This is a genomic window from Streptomyces dioscori, assembly GCF_003024195.1.
Lineage (GTDB): Bacteria > Actinomycetota > Actinomycetes > Streptomycetales > Streptomycetaceae > Streptomyces > Streptomyces dioscori.
The window spans coordinates 129,158-151,934 of sequence record NZ_KZ679043.1 but is presented as its reverse complement, the minus strand read 5'-3'; the positions used below and the strand labels follow the sequence as shown (position 1 = coordinate 151,934).

The 22,777-nt window shown below is 71.3% G+C and carries 16 protein-coding genes; 9 read left to right on the top strand and 7 right to left on the bottom strand.

Annotated features, from left to right (window positions below; genetic code table 11):
- The first annotated feature begins 14 nt into the window (after nucleotides 1-14).
- Together C6Y14_RS16990 and C6Y14_RS16985 are read left to right on the top strand one after the other, a co-directional pair.
- Nucleotides 15-1,160: an acyl-CoA dehydrogenase family protein gene (locus tag C6Y14_RS16990; protein ID WP_107017541.1), complete on the top strand. Its 1,146-nt coding sequence runs from the start codon at nucleotides 15-17 to the stop codon at nucleotides 1,158-1,160.
- Entirely contained in the window at nucleotides 1,160-2,233 is a 1,074-nt protein-coding gene (locus C6Y14_RS16985; protein ID WP_107017540.1) for an acyl-CoA dehydrogenase family protein, read from the top strand. Before C6Y14_RS16990 ends, C6Y14_RS16985 begins: the two co-directional genes overlap by 1 nt.
- Nucleotides 2,234-2,256: 23 nt before the next feature.
- On the opposite strand, the gene qcrB is transcribed toward C6Y14_RS16985, so the two are convergent.
- The 3 genes from qcrB to C6Y14_RS16970 form a co-directional block, all read right to left on the bottom strand.
- Nucleotides 2,257-3,885, bottom strand: a complete 1,629-nt coding sequence (qcrB, locus tag C6Y14_RS16980) for a cytochrome bc1 complex cytochrome b subunit (RefSeq protein WP_107017539.1) — start codon at nucleotides 3,883-3,885, stop codon at nucleotides 2,257-2,259.
- Nucleotides 3,886-4,529: 644 nt separating this feature from the next.
- Nucleotides 4,530-5,633 carry a hypothetical protein gene (locus C6Y14_RS16975; RefSeq protein WP_107017538.1) on the bottom strand — a complete coding sequence of 368 codons (1,104 nt, stop codon included), beginning with the start codon at nucleotides 5,631-5,633 and terminating at the stop codon, nucleotides 4,530-4,532.
- 10 nt (nucleotides 5,634-5,643) lie between these two features.
- Nucleotides 5,644-5,862, bottom strand: coding sequence for a hypothetical protein (locus C6Y14_RS16970; protein ID WP_107017537.1), 219 nt, complete (start codon nucleotides 5,860-5,862; stop codon nucleotides 5,644-5,646).
- Between the two features lie 74 nt (nucleotides 5,863-5,936).
- On the opposite strand from C6Y14_RS16970, the gene C6Y14_RS16965 reads away from it, so the two are divergent.
- Nucleotides 5,937-6,770: a chitosanase gene (locus C6Y14_RS16965; protein ID WP_107017816.1), complete on the top strand. Its 834-nt coding sequence runs from the start codon at nucleotides 5,937-5,939 to the stop codon at nucleotides 6,768-6,770.
- A 273-nt stretch (nucleotides 6,771-7,043) separates the two neighbouring features.
- On the opposite strand, the gene C6Y14_RS16960 is transcribed toward C6Y14_RS16965, so the two are convergent.
- From C6Y14_RS16960 to C6Y14_RS16950, 3 genes are all read right to left on the bottom strand, one after another.
- The gene (locus C6Y14_RS16960) at nucleotides 7,044-8,504 is read right to left on the bottom strand and encodes a glutamate synthase subunit beta (protein ID WP_107017536.1); all 1,461 of its coding nucleotides are present in this window, start codon (nucleotides 8,502-8,504) and stop codon (nucleotides 7,044-7,046) included.
- Nucleotides 8,497-13,092, bottom strand: a complete 4,596-nt coding sequence (gene gltB / locus C6Y14_RS16955; protein ID WP_107017535.1) for a glutamate synthase large subunit — start codon at nucleotides 13,090-13,092, stop codon at nucleotides 8,497-8,499. The genes C6Y14_RS16960 and gltB overlap by 8 nt, the downstream gene beginning before the upstream one ends.
- A 412-nt stretch (nucleotides 13,093-13,504) precedes the next feature.
- Nucleotides 13,505-14,236: a VIT1/CCC1 transporter family protein gene (locus C6Y14_RS16950; protein WP_107017534.1), complete on the bottom strand. Its 732-nt coding sequence runs from the start codon at nucleotides 14,234-14,236 to the stop codon at nucleotides 13,505-13,507.
- 293 nt (nucleotides 14,237-14,529) lie between these two features.
- Here C6Y14_RS16950 and C6Y14_RS16945 point away from each other — a divergent pair, with 293 nt between their 5' ends.
- From C6Y14_RS16945 to C6Y14_RS16920, 6 genes are read left to right on the top strand one after another with little or no spacing between them, the layout of a single operon-like run.
- Nucleotides 14,530-15,543, top strand: coding sequence for an ADP-ribosylglycohydrolase family protein (locus tag C6Y14_RS16945; RefSeq protein ID WP_107017533.1), 1,014 nt, complete (start codon nucleotides 14,530-14,532; stop codon nucleotides 15,541-15,543).
- Entirely contained in the window at nucleotides 15,540-16,814 is a 1,275-nt protein-coding gene (locus C6Y14_RS16940) for an ADP-ribosylglycohydrolase family protein (RefSeq protein WP_107017532.1), read from the top strand. The genes C6Y14_RS16945 and C6Y14_RS16940 overlap by 4 nt, the downstream gene beginning before the upstream one ends.
- Before the next feature lie 8 nt (nucleotides 16,815-16,822).
- Nucleotides 16,823-18,004: an ADP-ribosylglycohydrolase family protein gene (locus tag C6Y14_RS16935; protein WP_107017815.1), complete on the top strand. Its 1,182-nt coding sequence runs from the start codon at nucleotides 16,823-16,825 to the stop codon at nucleotides 18,002-18,004.
- A complete protein-coding gene (locus tag C6Y14_RS16930) occupies nucleotides 18,001-19,509 on the top strand; it encodes an ADP-ribosylglycohydrolase family protein (protein WP_107017531.1) in 1,509 nt (502 codons plus the stop codon). The genes C6Y14_RS16935 and C6Y14_RS16930 overlap by 4 nt, the downstream gene beginning before the upstream one ends.
- On the top strand, nucleotides 19,506-20,732 hold the full coding sequence (locus tag C6Y14_RS16925; RefSeq protein WP_225891131.1) for a CaiB/BaiF CoA transferase family protein: 1,227 nt from the start codon (nucleotides 19,506-19,508) through the stop codon (nucleotides 20,730-20,732). The genes C6Y14_RS16930 and C6Y14_RS16925 overlap by 4 nt, the downstream gene beginning before the upstream one ends.
- Nucleotides 20,729-21,568, top strand: coding sequence for an HpcH/HpaI aldolase/citrate lyase family protein (locus tag C6Y14_RS16920; protein ID WP_107017530.1), 840 nt, complete (start codon nucleotides 20,729-20,731; stop codon nucleotides 21,566-21,568). The genes C6Y14_RS16925 and C6Y14_RS16920 overlap by 4 nt, the downstream gene beginning before the upstream one ends.
- Before the next feature lie 69 nt (nucleotides 21,569-21,637).
- Here the strand turns inward: C6Y14_RS16920 and lgt are convergent, their stop codons facing one another.
- Nucleotides 21,638-22,681, bottom strand: coding sequence for a prolipoprotein diacylglyceryl transferase (gene lgt, locus C6Y14_RS16915; protein ID WP_107017529.1), 1,044 nt, complete (start codon nucleotides 22,679-22,681; stop codon nucleotides 21,638-21,640).
- Nucleotides 22,682-22,777: the final 96 nt, after the last annotated feature.

The following is a 22,777-nucleotide window of genomic DNA, read 5'->3' as shown; positions in this document are numbered from 1 at the left end:
GGGAAGGTGGTTCCGTGGATCTCACGTACTCCCCCGCCGATCAGGCGTTCCGCGCCGAGGCCCGGGCCTGGCTCGACGCGCACGTCCCGGCCGGACCGCTGCCCTCCCTGGAGACCGAGGAGGGCTTCGCGGTCCACCGGGCCTGGGAGGCCGAACTCGCCGCGGACCGCTGGTCGGTGGTGTCCTGGCCGGCGGTGTACGGCGGGCGGGACTGCGGGCTGATGCGGTGGCTGGTCTTCGAGGAGGAGTACTGGGCGGCGGGCGCCCCTGGCCGGGTCGGGCAGAACGGCGTCAGCCTTCTCGCACCGACCCTCTTCGACCACGGCACCGAGGAGCAGCGCGCGCGGATCCTGCCGCCGATGGCCCGCGGCGAGGTCGTCTGGGCGCAGGCCTGGTCCGAGCCGGAGGCCGGGTCCGACCTCGCCTCGCTCAGGTCCAGAGCGGTGCGTACGGACGGCGGCTGGCTGCTGAGCGGACAGAAGACGTGGTCGTCGCGGGCCGCGTTCGCCGACCGCGCGTTCGGCCTCTTCCGCAGCGAGCCGGACACGCCGAAGCCCCATCAGGGCCTCACCTACCTGATGTTCGGCCTGCGGGCGCCGGGCGTGACCGTCCGCCCGATCGGCAGGCTGGACGGGAAGCCGGCCTTCGCCGAACTCTTCCTGGACGAGGTGTTCGTGCCGGACGAGGACGTGATCGGCGAGCCCGGCCGGGGCTGGCGGGTGGCGATGTCCACGGCGGGCAACGAACGCGGGCTGACCCTCCGCTCCCCCGGCCGTTTCCTCGCGTCGGCGGACCGGCTGGCCGCGCTGTGGCACGAGCGCGGCCGGGACCCGTACACGCGTGACCGGGTGGCCGACGCGGTGATCGGCGCCCGCGCGTACCAGCTGTTCACGTACGCGGCGGCGTCCCGCTTCCTCGACGGCGAACCCCTCGGCCCGGAGTCCAGCCTGAACAAGGTCTTCTGGTCCGAGTACGACATCGCCCTGCACGAGACCGCGCTCGACCTGCTCGGCGGGGACGGGGAGTTGGCGGGTGGCGACGGTGGATGGGGCGAGGGGTACGTCTTCTCGCTGTCGGGGCCCCTCTACGCGGGCACGAACGAGATCCAGCGCGACATCATCGCCGAGCGGCTGCTCGGTCTGCCGAGGGGGCGTCGCTGATGCGGTTCCTCCTGGACGACGAACAGACCGCCTTCGCGCGCTCGCTGGACGCCCTGCTGACGGCCGCGGACACGCCCGCGGCCGTACGGTCCTGGGGCGCCGGCGACCATGCGGCCGGGCGGGCGCTGTGGTCGCGGCTGGCTGAACTGGGGGTGTTCGCGTTGGCGGTGCCCGAGGCGTACGAGGGGGTAGGGGCGCGGCCCGTCGAACTCGCGCTGGCGTTCGTCGAGTTGGGGAGGCATGCGGTGCCGGGTCCGCTGGTGGAGACGGTGGCCGCGGGTGCGCTGCTCTCCGAGCCGGGGTTGGCGAACCTCGCGAAGAGGTTTCTCCCGGGGGTGGCCTCGGGGGAGACGGTCGCGACGGTGGCTCTGCCGGGTGGGGGGCCGTACGCCCTGGACGGGGACGCGGCGGATGTGGAGTTGCGCGTCGGCGGGGGCGGAAGCGGGGGTGGGGGTGGAGGTAGGGCTTTGGCTGGGGATGGAGGTGGGGGTGGGGAGTTGTGGGTGGCGCAGGGGGGTGGGGGTCGTGAAGGGGGCGGCGGTCGGGGTGTGGGGCGGTCCCTCGATCCGGCTCGGCGTCTGTGCGTCCCCCGTGCCGGGGGTGAGCTGCTGGCCTGCGGGCCACAGGTCGTGGCGGGTGCCGCCGAGGCCGTCCGATGGGCGCGGCTCGCGATCGCCGCGCAGGCCCTCGGAGTGGGGCTCGCCCTGCTCGATCGGACCGTGGCGTATGTGAAGCAGCGCAGCCAGTTCGGTGTGCCCGTCGGCTCGTTCCAGGCGGTGCGGCATCGGCTGGCCGACGCGAAGATCGCGCTGGAGTTCGCCCGTCCGCTGGTCTTCGGCGCCGCGCTGTCGATGGAGCCGGCCGACGTCGCCGCCGCCAAGGTCACGGCCTGCGAGGCGGCGTACGCGACGGCCCGTACGGCCCTGCAGCTGCACGGGGCGATCGGGTACACCGCGGAGTACGACCTGTCGCTGTGGCTGACCAAGGCGCGGGCGTTGCGGTCCGCCTGGGGCAGTCCTGGTGAGTGCCGGGGGGTGGTGCTGGGTGGTGCCGGGGGTGCCGCGTCGGGCTGACGCCCGTGGGCTTCTGAACGACCTCAGTGGTGGTCGTCGCTGCTGGTGAGTTCGCGGTACTCCTCGGGGGTCGGTTTGGGGATGTATGCGTTCTGGCCGTACATGGCGCGGGCGAGGCGCGCCCGCAGGCGGCGGGTGGCTTTGACCCTGCGTTCCACGCCGTTCGCGTCGACGAGCGGGCCCACGTCGTACGGCGGGACCTGGTCGTGCTGGGTGAGCGTGAACCGCTGGGCCTGGGTGAGGGGTTCGTGCACCTCGACGTACTCCCCGTGCGGCAGCCGTTTGATCGTGCCGGACTCCCTGCCGTGCAGCACCTTGTCCCGGTCGCGGCGCTGGAGGCCGAGGCAGACGCGTTTGGTGATGACGAAGGCGAGGAGCGGTACGAGGATGACGGCGATCCGTACGGACCAGGTGATCGCGTTGATCGACAGGTGGAGGTGGGTGGCGACGATGTCGTTGCCGCCGCCGATGAGGAGTACGGCGTACAGGCTCAGCCAGGACACGCCGAGTGCGGTGCGGGTGGGGACGTTGCGGGGGCGGTCGAGGATGTGGTGTTCGCGTTTGTCGCCGGTGATCCACGCTTCTATGAACGGGTAGACGCCGATGGCGAGCAGGATCAGGGGGAAGAGGGTGAAGGGGATGAAGACACCCAGTTGCAGAGTGTGGCCCCAGGCGTCGATCTCCCATCCCGGCATCACGCGGATCAGGCCCTCGGAGAAACCGAGATACCAGTCGGGCTGGGCGCCGGTGGTGACCAGGTCCGCGCGGTAGGGGCCGAAAGCCCACACGGGGTTGATCGTGGCGATCGCGCCCATCATCGACAGGACGCCGAAGACCAGGAAGAAGAAGCCGCCCGCCTTGGCCATGTAGACCGGCATGAACGGCATGCCGACGACCGATTTCTGGTCGCGGCCGGGGCCGGGGTACTGCGTGTGCTTGTGGTAGAAGACCAGGATCAGGTGGGCGACGACCAGGCCGAGCATGATCCCGGGCAGGAGGAGGACGTGGACCGGGAAGAGCCTGGAGATGATGTCGTGGCCCGGGAACTCTCCGCCGAAGAGGAAGAAGGAGAGGTACGTGCCGACGACGGGTACGGACAGGATCGCTCCCTGGGAGAAGCGGATGCCGGTGCCGGAGAGCAGGTCGTCGGGGAGCGAGTAGCCGGTCAGGCCGGTGAGGATGCCGAGGAACAGCAGGGTCCAGCCGAAGACCCAGTTCAGCTCGCGGGGTTTGCGGAACGCGCCGGTGAAGAAGACGCGCATCATGTGGACGAGCATTGCGGCGACGAAGACGACTGCTGCCCAGTGGTGGATCTGGCGGATCAGCAGTCCGCCGCGTACGTCGAAGCTGATGTCGAGGGTGGACTCGTAGGCCCTGGTCATGATGACGCCGTTGAGGGGTTCGTACGAGCCGTTGTAGACCACTTCCACGCCGCTGGGTTCGAAGAAGAGGGTGAGGTAGACCCCGGTGAGGATGAGGATGAGGAAGCTGTAGAGGCAGATCTCGCCGAGCATGAACGACCAGTGGTCCGGGAACACCTTGCGCATCTGGGTCTTGGCGAGGGTGTAGATGCCGAGGCGGCCGTCTGCCCAGTCGGCTACGCGTTCGCCGCGGTTTGCGTCCGCCGGTCGTTTCGCGCTCCGCGCGTCCATAGGTGGCCCTCCCCGTCGGCTCCGCTCGCCGCGTCGTCGCTCGCCGCTCGTGGCTCGTGGCTCGTCGTTCAGGGTGGCACGGAGTTCTGCGGAGGCGAAGGGGTTGTTCGGTCGGTGTTCTTGACTCACCGTCGGTGGGGGCGGGCCCGAAGGATTGCGCAGTTCCCCGCGCCCCTGAGGTGCGTGGTGGGGCGGGGGTGCGCCGGGACGTCCGGTCGCCGCTCTCGCAAAGTCGGGTCGAACCGTGTTGCCGCGGCGCCCACACATCCCGACACACCCCCTCACGCCGGAGAGCCGACATCCCTGAATGAAACGTACGGTCCGCATTCCGCATTCAGGGGCGCGGGGAACGGTGCAATCCTTTGCCCTTTGGGGGCGCGGGGAACGGCGCAGTCTCTTGGCCTTTAGGGGCGCGAGGAACTGCGCAATCGTTTAGGCCCGCCCCCACCGATCCGCACACTCAGGGGCGCGGGGAACTGCGCAGTCTCATGGCTTTTAGGGGCGCGGGGAACTGCGCAATCGTTTAGGCCCGCCCCCGCCGGGCCGCACACCTAGGGGCGCGGGGAACTGCGTAATCGTTTGGGCCCGCCCCCGCCGGGCCGCGCGGTGTGGAACGAGTCGTGCGTCCGGTGGGGGCGGGCCCCCTAGCCGGACGGCCGCTCCTGGAACGCCCTCAGGGCAAGGACCCGTTCCCGCGCCGCGTCGGACATCAGCTCGATGAGGGGGAGGACCAGATCCCACAGGTCCTCCTTGTCGACCCCGCGGGCCAACGCATCAAGCCCCGCATCGTCGAGCGCCCCCGCAACCCCCGCCACCACCCGCCGCGCACTGGGCGGCAACACCCGCACCAGCGGCAGGAAGTCCCCCCACAGCCCGGTGGCCACCACTCCATGGACGAGCCCGCCCAGCACCGCAGGGTCCCGCAGCGCGGGCAGCGCGGCGACGGCCCGCAGTTCGTCCTCGCTCAGCAGCGACACGATCGGCAGCAGCGACTCCCACAGGTCCTGTCCGGCCGTGGCGCGTATCAGGGAGTCGAGCCGGACCTCTGGCTGTGCGGCGGTCAGCGACGCGATCCGGGCCCGCTGCTCACCCGCCGCCATGCTCGCGACGGCGATGGCCTCGGGCCATAGATCGTGGTCGGCGGCGGCCTCGATGACCGCGGAGATCCGCTGGTCGTCGAGCAGTTCGACGATGTGTCCGAGCCGCTCGGGGTGGTCGATGACGAACCCCGTGCGCAGCAGAGTCGTTTCCGTGAGCTGCGGCAGGATGCTTTTGAGCGCCGAGTCGCGCAGGTGGCCGACGAACCGGCCCATGGTGAGGTGGTCGCCGCGTTCGGCGAGGACGAGGGCGATGCGTACGACGATGTCGTCGTCGAGCCTGCCCATGATCCCGGCGATGCGGCGCGGGTCGACGTGGTGGCAGCAGCGGGCCGTGAAGTCGACGGGGAGTTTGTCGATGATGTCGGCGGCTCGGGCCGGTTCGAGGCGTCCGGCGAGCGCGGCGGCCAGGCGCGGCCCAAGGGCTTTCTGGGCGATGCCCGCGGCGACGGCGGCCGGCAGGATTTTCGTCACGCCTGCGATGCGGTCGAGCAGGGCGGGGTCCTCGTCGAAGAGCGCGGCTACGGCGCTCTCACGGAAGAGGCGTACGTCGTCGGTGGGCAGCTCTTCGAGGAACGCCAGTCGCTGTGGCTCGACGTCCAGCAGCCGGGCGAGCTTCAGGGTCTCGGCTCTGCCGCGCAGTGTGTCCATACGGATTCCCCTAGCGGAAGAGCATCCGGCGGACGGGTTCCCTGGTCAGGGCCGGTACGAGGGTGAGTGCGTCCTCGACGGACTCGTGCAGTCCGGAGGCTCGGCGCTCCCGTGCCCGGCGCAGTGCCTGGGCGAGCAACAGGGCCTGTGCGCCGTCCAGTTCCGTAAAGCCGTCCGGTAGTGGAACGTCCAACTCCGCCCGCAGCAGCGCCAGTTCCTCCGCGCTCACAGAACCTCCCCCGGCGTACACAGCGAATCCACCCGGTGCGGCACGGCACCCTCGGCCGATCGTACTCTTTGCTCATGAAACGCGCTGGCCGTCTGTTGTTCGTCGTCGTCCCCCTGTTCGCATTGGCGGCCTGCTCCGTCGTGCCCGGCCAGGGTGACGACGGGGCGCGTTCGGACAGCCGGAGCGCCAGTCCCGATGCGCGTGGGGGCGGGCTGGACTCGCCGGAGAAGAAGGAGCTGGCGCAGCGGATCGTGTCCAGCGCCGAGAACTCCAGCCTGGACTGGCGTGCGCAGTACGCGTACATCGAGGACATCGACGACGGCCGTGGGTACACCGCGGGCATCATCGGGTTCACCACCGGTACGCACGATCTGCTCGTCCTGGTCGAGCGTTACACGAAGGCGCATTCGGGCAATGCGCTGGCGCGGTATCTGCCCGCTCTGCGGGAGGTCGACGGGTCGGAGTCGCATGAGGGGCTGGGCGACGGGTTCGTGGCTGCGTGGAAGGCGGAGGCGCGGAAGGCCGCGTTCCAGCGGGTGCAGGACGCTGAGCGGGACCGGGTGTATTTCGATCCCGCGGTGCGGCTTGCGCGGCGGGACGGGCTGGGTGTGCTGGGTCAGTTCATCTACTACGACGCCATGGTGATGCACGGGCCCGGCAGTGATCCCGGCTTCTACGGCATCCGTAAGCGGGCGATGGCTGAGGCGGACACGCCTGCGGAGGGGGGCAAGGAGGTCGCGTACCTCGACATCTTCCTTGACATGCGGAAGAAGACGATGGAGGACGAGGGGCGCGGGGACACGTCTCGTGTGGACACGGCTCAGCGGCGGTTCCTGTACGACGGCAATCTGGACCTGGACACCCCCCTGAAGTGGAAGGTCTACGGTCAGTCGTACGAAGTGGAGTAGCCCGGCTTTTCTCGCCCCCGCCGCCCCTACCCGTTCCCGTCCACGCACGGGGGCTCCGCCCCCTCGCCCCCCGTTGCGCAGTTCCCCGCGCCCCTGAAGACCACCTAGGGGCGCGGGGAACTGCGCAATCGTTGAGGCTCGCCCCCACCGGACCCGCGGACGCAAACCCGTGCGGACGCACCACGGCGCCCACCAGGTCCGGTCGGGGACGAGGGCAGGCGCCGCGCTCAGTTCCGTACACCGTTGTACGGGACGTCTATGGGGGGTGGGGCGTCAGACCATCAAGGAACGGTCCGTCGGGCGGACCGGCGCCGGGAGTTCGCTGACGCCGGTGAGGAAGCGGTCGACCCCGCGGGCGGCCGAGCGGCCTTCCGCGATGGCCCAGACGATGAGGGACTGGCCGCGCCCGGCGTCACCGGCGACGAACACGCCGGGCACGTTGGTCGCGTAGTCGCGGTCGCGGGCGATGTTGCCGCGCTCGTCGAGGTCGAGGGCGAACTGGGAGACCAGCCCGTTCTCCTGGTCGGTGCCGGTGAAGCCCATGGCGAGGGTGACGAGCTGGGCGGGGATCTTGCGCTCCGTGCCCGGCTTCGGGGTGAGCTTGCCGTCGATGAACTCGACCTCGCCGAGGTGCAGCCACTGGACGTTGCCGTCCTCGTCGCCCTCGAAGTGGGTGGTGGAGACGGCGTAGACCCGCTCGCCGCCCTCCTCGTGCGCGGAGGTCACCTTGTAGAGCATGGGGAACGTCGGCCAGGGCTGGTGCGGAGCGCGGTCCTCGCCCGGCTGGGGCATGATCTCCAGCTGGGTGACGGAGGCAGCGCCCTGGCGGTGGGCGGTGCCCACGCAGTCCGCTCCGGTGTCGCCGCCGCCGATGACGACGACGTGCTTGCCCTCGGCGGTGATGGGGGGCGCCACGAAGTCGCCCTCCTGCACCTTGTTGGCGAGCGGCAGGTACTCCATGGCGAAGTGGATGCCGTTCAGCTCGCGGCCGGGGACCGGCAGGTCGCGGGAGACGGTGGCGCCGGCGGCGATGACGACGGCGTCGTACCGCTTGCGCAGGTCGGTGGCCTTGAGGTCGCGGCCGATCTCGATGCCGGTACGGAAGCGGGTGCCCTCCGCGCGCATCTGCTCGATGCGGCGGTTGATGTGCCGCTTCTCCATCTTGAACTCGGGGATGCCGTAGCGCAGGAGGCCGCCGACGCGGTCGGCGCGCTCGTAGACGGCGACCGTGTGGCCGGCGCGGGTGAGCTGCTGTGCTGCGGCGAGGCCCGCCGGGCCGGAGCCGATGACGGCGACCGTCTTGCCGGAGAGGCGCTCGGGGGCCTGGGGGGCGACGTCGCCGCTGTCCCAGGCCTTGTCGATGATCGAGACCTCGACGTTCTTGATGGTGACGGCGGGCTGGTTGATGCCCAGCACGCACGCCGACTCGCAAGGGGCGGGGCACAGCCGGCCGGTGAACTCCGGGAAGTTGTTCGTGGCGTGCAGCCGCTCGGAGGCCGCGGACCAGTCCTCGCGGTACGCGAAGTCGTTCCACTCGGGGATGAGGTTCCCGAGCGGACAGCCGTTGTGGCAGAAGGGGATGCCGCAGTCCATGCAGCGCGAGGCCTGCGTGGGGATGATGGGCAGGAGGGAGCCCGGGACGTAGACCTCGTTCCAGTCCCTGACGCGCTCCTCGACGGGGCGGGTCCTGGCGACCTCTCGGCCGTGGTTCAGAAAGCCCTTGGGATCAGCCATTGGTCGCCGCCTCCATCATCTTCTCGGTGATCGCGGACTCGTCGAGTCCGGCTCGCTCGGCGGCGTCCTTGGCGGCGAGCACTGCCTTGTACGTGCTGGGGATGATCTTGCTGAAGCGGTCCACCGCGGTGTCCCACTCGGCCAGGAGCTTCTCGGCGACGGTGGAGGCCGTCTCCTCCTGGTGCCGGCGCACGACGTCGTGCAGCCACTGCTTGTCGGTGTCGTCGAGTTCCTCGACCGCGCCGAGGTTGCCGGCGTTGACGTTGTCGGGGTTGAGGTCGATGACGTATGCGATGCCGCCGGACATGCCGGCCGCGAAGTTGCGGCCCGTCTCGCCGATGACGACGGCGTGGCCGCCGGTCATGTACTCGCAGCCGTGGTCGCCCACGCCCTCGGCGACCACGGTCGCACCGGAGTTGCGGACGCAGAAGCGCTCGCCGGTGCGGCCGCGCAGGAACAGCTCGCCGCCCGTCGCCCCGTACGCGATGGTGTTGCCCGCGATGGTGGAGAACTCGGCGAGGTGGTCGGCGCCCCGGTCGGGACGGACGATCACCCGGCCGCCGGAGAGGCCCTTGCCGACGTAGTCGTTGGCATCGCCCTCCAGGCGCAGCGTCACACCGCGCGGCAGGAAGGCGCCGAAGGACTGGCCCGCGGAACCGGTGAAGGTGATGTCCACGGTGTCGTCGGGCAGGCCCGCGCCACCGAACTTCTTCGTCACCTCGTGGCCGAGCATGGTGCCGACCGTGCGGTTGATGTTGCGGATGGCGACCTGGGCGCGGACCGGCTGGGCGTCGGTGGCGCCGGTCGCGTTGAGGGCGTCGGCGGCGAGCTTGATCAGCTCGTTGTCGAGCGCCTTCTCCAGGCCGTGGTCCTGCTCGATGGTCTGGTGGAGGGACGCGCCCTCGGGCAGCTCGGGCACGTAGAAGAGCGGGGCCAGGTCCAGGCCCTGCGCCTTCCAGTGGTCGACCGCGCGGGCCACGTCGAGCGCCTCGGCGTGGCCGACGGCCTCCTCGATGGTGCGGAAGCCCAGCTCGGCGAGGATCTCGCGGACCTCTTCGGCGATGAACTTGAAGAAGTTGACGATGTACTCGGCCTTGCCCGTGAACCGGTCCCGCAGGACGGGGTTCTGGGTGGCGATGCCGACCGGGCAGGTGTCGAGGTGGCAGACGCGCATCATGACGCAGCCGGAGACGACGAGCGGCGCGGTCGCGAAACCGAACTCCTCGGCGCCGAGCAGCGCGGCGATGACGACGTCACGGCCGGTCTTCAGCTGGCCGTCGGTCTGCACGACGATGCGGTCGCGCAGGCCGTTGAGGAGCAGCGTCTGCTGGGTTTCGGCGAGGCCGAGCTCCCAGGGACCGCCCGCGTGCTTGAGCGAGGTGAGCGGGGAGGCGCCCGTTCCGCCGTCGTGGCCGGAGATGAGGACGACGTCCGCGTGGGCCTTGGAGACACCCGCGGCGACCGTGCCGACGCCGACCTCGGAGACCAGCTTCACGTGGATCCGCGCCTGCGGGTTCGCGTTCTTCAGGTCGTGGATCAGCTGGGCGAGGTCTTCGATGGAGTAGATGTCGTGGTGCGGGGGCGGGGAGATGAGGCCCACGCCAGGTGTGGAGTGACGCGTCTTGGCGACCCAGGGGTAGACCTTGTGGCCGGGCAGCTGGCCGCCCTCGCCGGGCTTGGCGCCCTGGGCCATCTTGATCTGGATGTCGTCGGCGTTGACCAGGTACTCGGAGGTGACGCCGAAGCGGCCGGAGGCGACCTGCTTGATGGACGAGCGGCGCGCCGGGTCGTAGAGGCGGTCCGGGTCCTCGCCGCCCTCACCGGTGTTGGACTTGGCGCCCAGCTGGTTCATGGCGATGGCGAGCGTCTCGTGGGCTTCCTTGGAGATGGAGCCGTACGACATGGCGCCGGTGGAGAAGCGCTTGACGATCTCGCTGACCGGCTCGACCTCGTCGATCGAGATGGCCTCGCGGCCCGAGTCGAAGCCGAACAGGCCGCGCAGCGTCATGAGGCGCTCGGACTGCTCGTTCACGCGGTCCGTGTACTTCTTGAAGATGTCGTAGCGGTTGCTGCGCGCCGAGTGCTGGAGGCGGAAGACCGTCTCGGGGTCGAACAGGTGCGGCTCGCCCTCGCGGCGCCACTGGTACTCGCCGCCTATGTCGAGGGCGCGGTGCGCGGGCGCGATGCCGCTGGCCGGGTACGCCTTCGCGTGGCGGGCGGCGACCTCCTTGGCGACGACGTCGATGCCGACGCCGCCGATCTTGGTGGCGGTGCCGCTGAAGTACTTCTGCACGAAGGCCGCGTCGAGGCCGACGGCCTCGAAGACCTGGGCGCCGCGGTAGGAGGCGACGGTGGAGATGCCCATCTTGGACATGACCTTGAGGACGCCCTTGCCGAGCGCGTAGATCAGGTTGCGGATGGCCTGCTCGGGCTCCATGCCCGGGAGGAACGTACCGGCCCTGACCAGGTCCTCGACGGACTCCATGGCGAGGTAGGGGTTGACGGCCGCGGCGCCGAAGCCGATGAGGAGGGCCACGTGGTGGACCTCGCGGACGTCGCCCGCCTCGACCAGCAGGCCCACCTGGGTGCGCTGCTTGGTGCGGATGAGGTGGTGGTGGACGGCGGCGGTCAGCAGCAGCGAGGGGATCGGTGCGTGCTCGGCGTCGGAGTGCCGGTCCGAGAGGACGATCAGACGGGCGCCGTTCTCGATGGCGGCGTCGGCCTCGGTGCAGATCTCCGCGATGCGGGCGGCGAGGGAGTCGCCGCCGCCGGAGACGCGGTACAGGCCGGAGAGCGTCGCGGCCTTCATGCCGGGCATGTCGCCGTCGGCGTTGATGTGGATGAGCTTGGCCAGCTCGTCGTTGTCGATCACCGGGAAGGGCAGGGTGACGCTTCGACAGGAGGCGGCGGTCGGCTCCAGCAGGTTGCCCGCGGGGCCGAGCGAGGAGCGCAGCGAGGTGACGAGCTCTTCGCGGATGGCGTCCAGCGGCGGGTTGGTGACCTGCGCGAACAGCTGGGTGAAGTAGTCGAAGAGCAGCCGGGGGCGCTCGGACAGGGCCGCGATCGGCGAGTCCGTGCCCATGGAGCCGAGCGGCTCGCCGGCGGTCTTGGCCATCGGGGCGAGGATGACGCGCAGCTCTTCCTCGGTGTAGCCGAAGGTCTGCTGGCGGCGGGTGACCGAGGCGTGGGTGTGCACGATGTGCTCGCGCTCGGGGAGGTCGGAGAGCTCGATCTCGCCGGCTTCGAGCCACTCCGCGTACGGGTTCTCGGCGGCGAGGCCGGCCTTGATCTCGTCGTCCTCGATGATCCGGTGCTCGGCGGTGTCCACGAGGAACATGCGGCCGGGCTGCAGGCGGCCCTTGCGGACGACCTTCGCGGGGTCGATGTCGAGGACGCCGACCTCGGAGCCGAGGACGACGAGGCCGTCGTCGGTGACCCAGTAGCGGCCGGGGCGCAGGCCGTTGCGGTCGAGGACCGCACCGACCTGGGTGCCGTCGGTGAAGGTGACGCAGGCCGGGCCGTCCCAGGGCTCCATCTGCGTGGAGTGGAACTGGTAGAAGGCGCGGCGGGCCGGGTCCATGGAGGCGTGGTTCTCCCAGGCCTCCGGGATCATCATCAGCACGGAGTGCGGGAGGGACCGGCCGCCGAGGTGCAGCAGTTCCAGGACCTCGTCGAAGGAGGCGGAGTCGGACGCGTCGGGCGTACAGATCGGGAAGATCCGGTCGAGGCCGTCCTGCTCGCCGAACAGGTCGGAGACGAGCTGGGACTCGCGGGCCGCCATCCAGTTGCGGTTGCCCTTGACCGTGTTGATCTCACCGTTGTGCGCGACGAAGCGGTACGGGTGGGCGAGCGGCCAGCTCGGGAAGGTGTTGGTGGAGAACCGGGAGTGCACGAGCGCGATCGCGGAGGCGAAGCGGCGGTCGGACAGGTCCGGGAAGAAGGGCTCCAGCTGGCCGGTGGTCAGCATGCCCTTGTAGACGATGGTGCGGGCGGAGAGCGACGGGAAGTACACGCCGGCCTCGCGCTCGGCACGCTTGCGCAGCGCGAACGCCTTGCGGTCGAGGTCGATGCCCTGGCTGGATCCGTCCCCTACGAAGACCTGCCGGAAGTGCGGCATCGTCGAGCGGGCGGTGGCGCCGAGGAGTCCGGGGGCGACCGGGACCTCGCGCCAGCCGAGCACCGTGAGGTGCTCCTCGGCGGCGATCGTCTCGATGCGTGAGACGGCGTCGGCGGTGGCCTCCTCGGGCAGGAAGGCGATGCCGACCGCGTACGAGCCGGCCTCGGGCAGCTCGAATTCGGCCACCTCGCGGAAGAAGGCGTCGGGGACCTGGGACAGGATGCCCGCGCCGTCCCCGGAGTCGGGTTCCGAGCCGGTCGCGCCGCGGTGCTCCAGGTTGCGGAGCACGGTCAGCGCCTGTTCGACCAGCGCGTGGCTCGCCTCACCGGTGAGGGTCGCCACGAAGCCGACGCCGCAGGCGTCGTGCTCGTTGCGCGGGTCGTACATTCCCTGCGCGGCAGGGCGAGCATCCATGAAGGACCAGTTCTGGCCATTCTCGGAGTGCTGGGACGGCTGGCGCGGCGTACGCATCGGCTCTCCCGTCGTCGTCGTGTCTGGGGGGCACCTCCCAGGCCTTGAGGCTCTGGGGGCAAGTGCCGAGGGACGACGTTGGCCCTTAGCGAGAGTGCAAAATTTCGTGCAGGTTACATGATGGAGTGGTTCTCGTGAACCGGATACCGCGTTCCATCATGCGGACGCCACGGGTCGCGGCGGGGCGCCGCTCGTGGCGGCTGAAAAAGGGGGCCTTTTCGGTCAGATCCATGACCGTGGGCCCGATCGCGGCAGGCAACGTCACCTGCTGCTGATGATGTGCGTGTGGTGCGGCGCGGGCGTCATTGCCCGCGGCGCTTACGGCTCATGCCCAATGGTTAAGCGTTCGAAACCGCCGAGTAACGGCTACTTATGCAGTCCCGTGCATAGGTGCGCGATCAGGCGGTGCCGGTCATCCTACGGCCGTTCCGAAGAAACTGCCCAGGGCGTACGTCACACCGGCCGCGGCCCCGCCCAGCGCGAGCTGCCGCAACCCGCTGAACCACCATGACCTGGCGGTCACCTTGGCGACGATCGCCCCGCAGGCGAAGAGCCCGAGAGCGGCGAGCAGCAGGGCGGGCCAGAGGGTGGCGGCCCCCAGCAGGTACGGCAGCACGGGGAGCAGGGCGCCCACGGCGAAGGCACCGAAGCTCGACACGGCGGCGACGACCGGTGAGGGCAGATCGCCGGGGTCGATGCCCAGCTCCTCCCGCGCGTGGATCTCCAGCGCCTGCTCGGGGTCGCGGGACAGCTGCCGGGCGACTTCACCGGCGAGGGCGGACTCCACCCCACGCGCCTCGTACAGCAGCGCCAGCTCCCGCTCCTCGTCCTGCGGGTGCTTCCTCAACTCCCGCCGCTCCACGTCGAGTTCGGCCTCGACGAGTTCGCGCTGCGAGGCGACGGAGGTGTACTCACCGGCCGCCATGGAGAAGGCGCCCGCGGCCAGTCCAGCGAGCCCGGTGATGACGACGGTCCGATGGGAGACGGCTCCACCGGCCACACCGGTCATCAGCGCCAGGTTGGAGACGAGGCCGTCCATCGCACCGAAGACAGCCGGGCGCAGCCATCCGCCGTTGACGTCCCGGTGGGTGTGGTTGTCGCGGTGCGCCTCGTGCAGCGCGGCCTCGGTCTCGATGATGGCCATGCGGGGGTCCCCCAAGTGCTCGTTCACTGCCTGTTTGGACTTCTTCTACTTTTGGACAACTGCGAACGTACGCCTGAAATTCCACCGCCGCCAGCAAGGAAGGCCGTACTTACCTGCACCTTCGCCCCCTTCCGCTCATCCGTGCCGACCTACGCACACATGTCGACCGGGTGACTCTGGGGCACGTGAGGCTCCGCCGCACCCCTCCCGTGGGACACATCCGCAAAGGGGCTCCCGATCGGCCTGCGACCGGCTTCCGATCACCCGGGCCCCCGCGACGGAGAGGGTCCGCCATGGCATCGATCGCCTGCGTTCCGCCGGTACCGGCGCCCGAGGACAGGGGCGCCACCGCCCTCCGTGACCGTGCGCGCGGAGCACTGCTGGGACTCGCCGTGGGGGACGCGCTGGGGGCACCGGCCGAGAACATGAAACCGTCCGAGATCCGCGCGCGCTGGGGCCGCATCACGGGATACGTGGCCGAGACGCCGTCCGGTACGGACGACACGGAGTACGCGATCTTCTCGGGTCTGCTGCTCGCCCGGCACGGCTCGGCGCTCACGGTCGCCCATGTGGAGGCCGCCTGGCACCAGTGGATCGCGGACCGCGACGAGGGGCCGTTCCGGGGCGCGGGCTTCAGCGAACGAGGCACCCTGGAGAACCTGCGCCGGGGGCTCGCCGCCCCCATCTCCGCCCAGCACCGGCACGCCTGGAGCGACGGCCTCGCCATGCGGGCGGCACCCTTCGGGGTCTTCGCGGCGGGCCGCCCCGCGGAGGCGGCGCGGCTGGTGGCGATCGACGGTTCCGTGAGCCACGACGGCGAGGGCATCTACGGCGGCCAGGCCGTCGCGGCGGGTGTCGCCGCGGCGATGGCGGGCGCCCCCACGATCGTCGTCGTCGCCTCCGCCCTCGCGGTCGTCCCCGACGACTCCTGGACGGCCCGCTCCCTGCGCAGGGCGGTGGCCTGCGCACACCGCGGCGAACGCGCGGTCCGCTCGGCGGTCGTCATCGGCGGCTACCCCTGGACGGACCTCGCCCCCGAGGCCGTCGCCCTGGCCTTCGGCGCGTACGCGGCGGCCGACGGCGACTTCGAGGAGGCCGTCCTCACCGCGGTCAACATGGGCCGCGACGCCGACACGACGGCGGCGGTGGCGGGCGCCCTGGCCGGCGCCACGCGCGGCGCCGCCGCGATCCCGCCCGCCTGGGCAGCGGCGATCGGCCCCGCGAAGGGCACCTGCCTCCCCTCGATGCAGGGCCACCACGTCCTGGACGTAGCAGACCTACTGACCCCACCGGAGCCCACCCAATGACCACCCCACACCGCCCAGAGACCCACCCCGCGGGGGCAGCCCTTGCAGAGGCGCACCCCGCGGGGTGCGACCTTTCAGCGCCAGCCCTCCTAGGGGCGCGAGGAACTGCGCGACCAGCCACAACGCCCCCGCACCCACACACCTCGCCCCGTCGAATCGAGGGCCTCCTACTCGGCCTCGCGGCCGGCGACGCCGCCGGCTGGCCGGCGGCACGGCACAGAGCAACCCGCATGCCCGAATGGACAAGACGCCTCACCCGCGAACTGGACACCTTCGCCGAACAGAACGCCACCACCACCCTCCCCGTCCCCATCGCCCTCAACCAACCCCCCGAACCCCTCCGCCTCGGCCCCTCGGACGACGCCGAATGGGCGGCCTTCGCCGCCGAGGCGGTCCTACGCGCCGCGGACGCCGCCGCCCTGGGCGACCTCACCCGAGACCGCCGCATGCGCGCAGCGATCGACCTCTCCTGGAACGCGATCGCCAGCGAGGTCGCCGCCGCCGCGGACCGCGCCCCCGAGGTCGAGTCGGCGGTACTCCCCCTGCGCGCCCGCATCTCCGTACGAGCGGGCCTCGGCAACCTCGCCAACGGCCTGCGCCCACCCGCCTCGGGCCACGACAACCCCCACTACTTCGACGACGCGGCCTGCGTACGGGCCTGCGTCCTGGCGGTCGCCCACGCCGGAGACCCCCGCTCCGCCGCGGACCTCGCCGAGTTCGACGCCCGCTACACCCAGGACGGCGACGGCGTGCACGGCGCCCGCGCGATGGCCGCGGCCGTCGCACTCGCACTGGGCGGCGCCGACGTGGACACCTGCGCGGCAGCGGCCCTCGCCGAACTCCCCGAGGCCACGGAGATCGGCCGCAACGCCCGCCACGCCCTGGCACTCGCAGCCGACACCCGCGCGAACGGGGACGGCGCCTTCGGTCTCGTGCCCCTCCTGGAACACCAGATCGTCGACCACGTCTACAGCTACGGCATCGCCGCCGCCGAGACCGTCCCGGTAGCCCTCGCACTGGCCGTCGCCGCCCGCGGCCGGATCGCGGAGGCGGTCCCGGCGGCGGCGTGTCTGTCCCGGGTCGCGGACTCGGCCCCGGCCCTCGCAGGCGCGCTGACCGGCGCACTCGGCGGCGGCACGGCCGTCCCCGCGGCCTGGCGCGACGCCTGCCGCACCCTCTCCGGCTGCACGCTGCCGCGCCTGACCGGCACGGACCTCATCGGACTCGCCGATCTGCTGGAAGCGACGGAACTGGCCCTCCCGGAGGGATGATGCGCGCCATGAACCCCAAAACGCATGAAACAGGTACGAATGTAGGAGCCGTGACAGGAACAGCGGCCCTCGACGAACGGATCACCGGAGCCCTCGTCGGAGCCGCCGTCGGCGACGCGCTCGGCGGCCCCGTGGAGGGCTGGTCCCCCGAGCAGATCGTCGAACGGCACGGCGGACGCGTCCACGGCATCGTCGGCCCCTGGCACGGCGACGACTGGCGCACGGCACGCCCCGTCGCCCCGTACCACAAGGGCGACGGACACGTCACCGACGACACCTTGATGACGCACGCGCTGGTACGGGTCTACGCGACGGTCCGCGACCACCTGGACGCGTACGCCGTCGCCCGGCACCTGGTGCCCGACCTGATGACGACGCCCCGCTGGATCCCGGAACTCGAAGCGGACGCCCTCCCCCTCCAGCGGATCTTCCTCGCCGAGAAGTGGCTGGTGGCGCGGATCCACTACGGCCATGTGGACCCGCGCGAGGCCGGCACCGGCAACATCGTCAACTGCGGGGCCGCGATGTACATGGCGCCGGTCGGCCTGGTCAACGCGGCGAACCCGGCGGGCGCGTACGCCGAGGCCCTCGACATCGCGGGCGCCCACCAGTCGTCGTACGGGCGTGAGGCGGCCGGTGTCTTCGCGGCGGCCGTGGCGGCGGCCTGCATCCCCGGCGCGACCCCGGCCTCGGTGGTCGAGGCCTGCCTGGCCGTGGCGAAGGACGGCACGCGGGCCGCGATCGAGACGGTCTGCGACACGGCCACGCGGTACTCGGACTTCGAGTCGGCGCTGCGTCCGCTGCGGGAGGCGGTCGCCCCGTACGACACGGTCGGCCCGGACTACCGCAATCCCTCCCTCGCCGCCCGCCGCCCGTCCCGCATCCACTCCATCGAGGAACTGCCGGTGGCACTGGCGATGTTGCTGGTCTCCGGCGGCGACTACCGGCACGCGGTGCTGGGTTCGGTGAACTACGGCCGGGACTGCGACTCCATCGCGACGATGTCCGGCGCTCTCGCGGGCGCCCTGGGCGCGGAGATCCCGTCCGACTGGGCCAAGACGGTCACGGAGGCCAGCCGCCTGGACCTGAAGGCCCCCGCGCGAACCCTCACCAAGGTGACCCAGGAGATCTTCGCGCGGGACGTCACCCGCCGCCGCGCCCACGAGACGGCGTACGCGGAGCTGTCATGACACTTCCTCGTCCGACCCCGCTGCGCCTGACCTGGGTCCAGCCGGAGGACCTCCTGGGCCACGAACTGCGCCAGGCGGAGGAGGACGGCCGCAGTCCCGGGGCGATCGCGGCCCGCTGGCTCAGAGCGGGCGGCCCCGACTCCCCCCGCCGGGCAGGCGCCTCCCCCCAACCGGCCTCCCCCTACCTACGAGCCCTGGCCCAGGACCTCCTGGACGAACTGGCAGACCTGCCAAGCAGGTTGGCGGACAAAGAGCCGACCGACCTCGCCGGCATCCGTGCCCTCTGCCCCGCCACAGCTGTGGGCAGGCGTTCCGCAAGGGCGGAACGGGTGGGCACAGCAGAGACGGCGGACCTCAGCAAGTCACCGGGGGGCGTGGGGGCGGAGCCCCCGCTTTCGGGAAGGGGCGGGTCTGGGGAAGAAACAGCCCTGCAAGCCGCCTGGCTGGGCAGAGCAGCCGGCTGCCTCCTGGGCAAACCGGTGGAGAAGCTCCCCCTGAAAGGCATCCGCCAACTCGCCGAAGCGACCGGCAACTGGCCCCTCACCACCTGGTTCACAGAGCACGGCCTGACACCCGAGCTCAAAGCGAAATACCCCTGGAACCGCCGCTCCGCCCCCACCTCCCTCGCCGAGAACATCGACGGCATGCCGGAGGACGACGACCTCAACTACCCCCTCCTGAACCTCCTCCTTCTCCGACGCCACGGCAGACACTTCACCACCACGGACGTGGCCCGCCTCTGGCTGGACGAACTCCCCGCGGGCCGTACGTTCACGGCGGAACGCGTCGCCTACCGCAACCTCCTCGACGGCGTCGAACCCCCGCACACGGCCCGCCACCGCAACCCGTTCCGCGAGTGGATCGGCGCCCTGATCCGCGCGGACGTCCACGGCTGGACCAACCCCGGCGCCCCCGCCACCGCCGCGGAGCAGGCGCACCGGGACGCGGTCCTCACCCACACGGCCAACGGGGTCTACGCGGCGATGTTCACGGCGGCCGTCATCGCGGAAGCGGCCACCGGCACGAGCGACATCCACACCTGCCTCCGTACGGGCCTCACGGTCGTCCCCCCGGACTCACGCCTCGCAGACGCGGTCCGCCAGGCAATCCAACTAGCCGGGCAGCACCAGGACTTCGACCACGTCGTGGACGAACTGCACGCCACCCACTCCGCGTACCACTGGGTCCACGCCGTCCCCAACACGGCCCTGATCGCCGCCGCCCTCACCCACGCGGACGGCGACTTCACGGCGTCCATCTGCCGTGCGGTGTCGGGCGGTTGGGACACCGACTCGAACGGCGCGACGGCCGGTTCGATCGCGGGTCTGCTCGCGGGCAGCCCCGAGGCGCTCCCGGCCCGCTGGACGACTCCCCTCAAGAACCGCCTGGCCACGAGCATCGGCGACTTCGACGGAACGGGCTTCGACACCCTCGCCGAACTGACCGCCCGCCTGACCGCCCGCCCGGCCACCAGCCCCAGCCCTCCGGAGGCCCCACACCCATGACCCCCACCATGCCCGGTGCGATCACCCCGACCACCCCGGCGGCGCCCCTCGACGGCCTCCGCGTCCTCGACCTGGCCACCCTCTTCGCCGGCCCCCTCGCCGCGACGATGCTCGGCGACTTCGGCGCGGAGGTCGTCAAGGTCGAGCACCCCCGCAGACCGGATCCGTCCCGCGGCCACGGCCCGTCGAAGGACGGCATCGGCCTCTGGTGGAAACTCCTCGGCCGCAACAAACGCACGATGACCCTGGACCTCTCCACGTACGGCGGACGCGACACCCTGCTGCGCCTCGCGGCCTCCACCGACGTGATCATCGAGAACTTCCGGCCGGGCACGCTGGAGAAGTGGGACCTCGGCTGGGAGGAGCTGTCAGCGGCGAACCCCCGTCTCGTCCTCGCCCGGGTCACCGGCTTCGGCCAGTTCGGGCCGTACTCCCGCCGCCCCGGCTTCGGCACGCTCGCCGAGGCGATGAGCGGGTTCGCCGCGATCACCGGTGAACCCGACGCCCCGCCGGTCCTGCCGCCCTTCGGCCTCGCCGACTCGATCGCGGGCCTGGCCACGGCGTACGCGGTGATGACGGCCCTGGCGGCGCGCGACCGCACGGGCCGCGGGCAGGTCGTGGACATGGCGATCATCGAACCGATCCTCACGGTGCTGGGCCCGCAGCCGCTCTGGTACGACCAGTTGGGCCACATCCAGGCCCGTACCGGCAACCGCTCGCAGAACAACGCGCCGCGCAACACCTACCGCACCGCCGACGGCACCTGGGTCGCCGTCTCCACCTCGGCCCAGTCGGTCGCGGAACGCGTGATGCGCCTGGTCGGCCGCCCCGAACTGATCACCGAACCGTGGTTCGCGACGGGCGCGGACCGGGCCCGCCACAACGACGTCCTCGACGAGGCGGTCGGCTCGTGGATCGCCCGGCACACCCGCGCCGACGTCATCGACGCCTTCGAGAAGGCGGAGGCGGCGGTGGCCCCCGTCCAGGACGTACGCGACGTCATGGAGGACCCGCAGTACACGGCCCTCGACTCGATCACCACCGTCGACGATCCCGAACTCGGCCCGCTGCGCATGCAGAACGTCCTCTTCCGCCTCACCGACACCCCCGGCGGAATCCGCTGGGCCGGCCGCCCGCACGGCGCCGACACGGACGCGGTCCTCACCGAACTCGGCCTGACCGACGACGAGATCGGCAAGCTCCGGGCGGAGGGCGCCCTGTGACCACACAGGTCAGGACAGAGGCCCCGCTCACCTGGCTGTACGTCCCCGGCGACCGCCCCGACACGGTGACGAAGGCGCTGGCCGCCGGGGCCGACGTGGTCGTCGTGGACCTGGAGGACGCGGTCGCCCCCGACCGCAAGGAGTACGCCCGCGCCGCCACCGCCGACCTCCTCACCGAGCCGCCCCCGGTCCCGGTGCACGTCCGCGTCAACGCCCTGGACGGCCCGGAGTACACCGCCGACCTGCACGCCCTGCGCACCCCGGCCGCGCTCGGCACCCTCGCGGGCCTGCGCCTGCCGAAGGTCTCCTCCCCCACCGAGATCCTGCGTACGACGGAACTCGTCCCGGGCCTCCCTCTGTACGCCCTCCTGGAATCGGCCCTGGCCGTCGAGCACGCCTTCGCCATCGCCACGGCCCATCCCGCCCTGCACGGCATCGCGCTCGGTGAGACCGATCTACGGGCCGACCTGGGCGTACGTGCCGACGCGGGCCTCGACTGGCCGCGCTCCCGAGTCGTCGTGGCCGCCCGCGCGGCGGGCCTCGCCCCACCGCCCCAGTCCGTCCACCCCGACGTACGCGACCTCGCGGGCCTGGCCGCGTCCTGCGCCCACGGCCGTGACCTGGGCTTCTTCGGCCGCGCGGCCATCCACCCCCGTCAGCTCCCGGTGATCGAGGCCGCCTACCTCCCGACCCCGGAGGAGATCGAAACGGCCGAGACGATCCTCGGTGCGGCGGCCACCCACCCCGGCGCCCAGGCCCTCCCCGACGGCCGCTTCATCGACACGGCGGTGGTGGCGGGGGCACACCGCACACTGGCGCTGGCCCGCCGCCTCTGAAGACCGCCGGGTACGTGGAAGGGGGCGCCCCCGTAACTCGGGGCGCCCCCTTCCACGTACCCGCGGAGGTCAGGACTTCTTGGCCGACCCGGCCTCGTCCTTCTCCTCCACCTTGTCCGCTGTCTTGTCCGCTGCCTCGGCTTCGTCCGTGGCTTCCGCCTTAACGTCCACCTTGGTCTTTTGCTTCTCCTCGGCCGAGTCGGCGGGCTCTGCCTCGGCGCCGTCCTCGGACTTCTCGTCCCCGGACTTCTTGTCCAGGTCCACCGCGGCGCCGTCCTCGTCCGTGTCGTCGTCCGGGGCGGCCGGTTCGACGACCTCCTCGCGGCCCGGCCTGCGTCGCGCCGACAGCACGATGTAGAGCACGGCGAGGACGAAGACGACGATCGAGGTCCAGCCGTTCAGACGGAGTCCCAGGAAGTGGTGGGCCTCGTCGACACGCATGTACTCGATCCAGAAGCGGCCTACGCAGTACGCGGCGACGTACAGCGCGAAGGCGCGGCCGTGGCCGAGCTTGAAGCGCCGGTCGGCCCAGATGACGAGGACCGCGACACCGATGCACCACAGCGACTCGTACAGGAACGTCGGGTGGTAGTAGCCGGGCTCGCGGCCGTCCGTCACGGACGTGATGTGCAGCGCCCAGGGCAGATCGGTCTCGCGCCCGTACAGCTCCTGGTTGAACCAGTTGCCCCAGCGGCCGATGGCCTGCGCGAGGGCGATGCCGGGGGCGAGGGCGTCGGCCCAGGCCGGCAGCGGGATGCCACGGCGGCGGCAGCCGATCCAGGCACCCACCGCGCCGAACGCGATGGCCCCCCAGATACCGAGGCCGCCCTCCCAGATCTTGAAGGCGTCGACCCAGTCCTGACCCTCGCTGAAGTACAGCTGGTAGTCGGTGATGACGTGGTACAAACGCCCGCCGACGAGGCCGAACGGCACGGCCCACACGGCGATGTCCGCCACGGTGCCTGGCCGGCCCCCGCGCGCGACCCAGCGCTTGTTGCCGAGCCAGACGGCTACGAAGACGCCGATGATGATGCAGAACGCGTAGCCACGCAGCGGAATGGGGCCGAGGTGCAGCACACCGCGCGAAGGACTGGGGATATAGGCAAATTCCATGGCGGGGTCGACGCTACCCTGCCGGGCGGCACGTACGGCAACCCGCTCGGGCTACGGGTCCATAACGAGACCGGGCGGGACCCTGTCCGGCGGAGG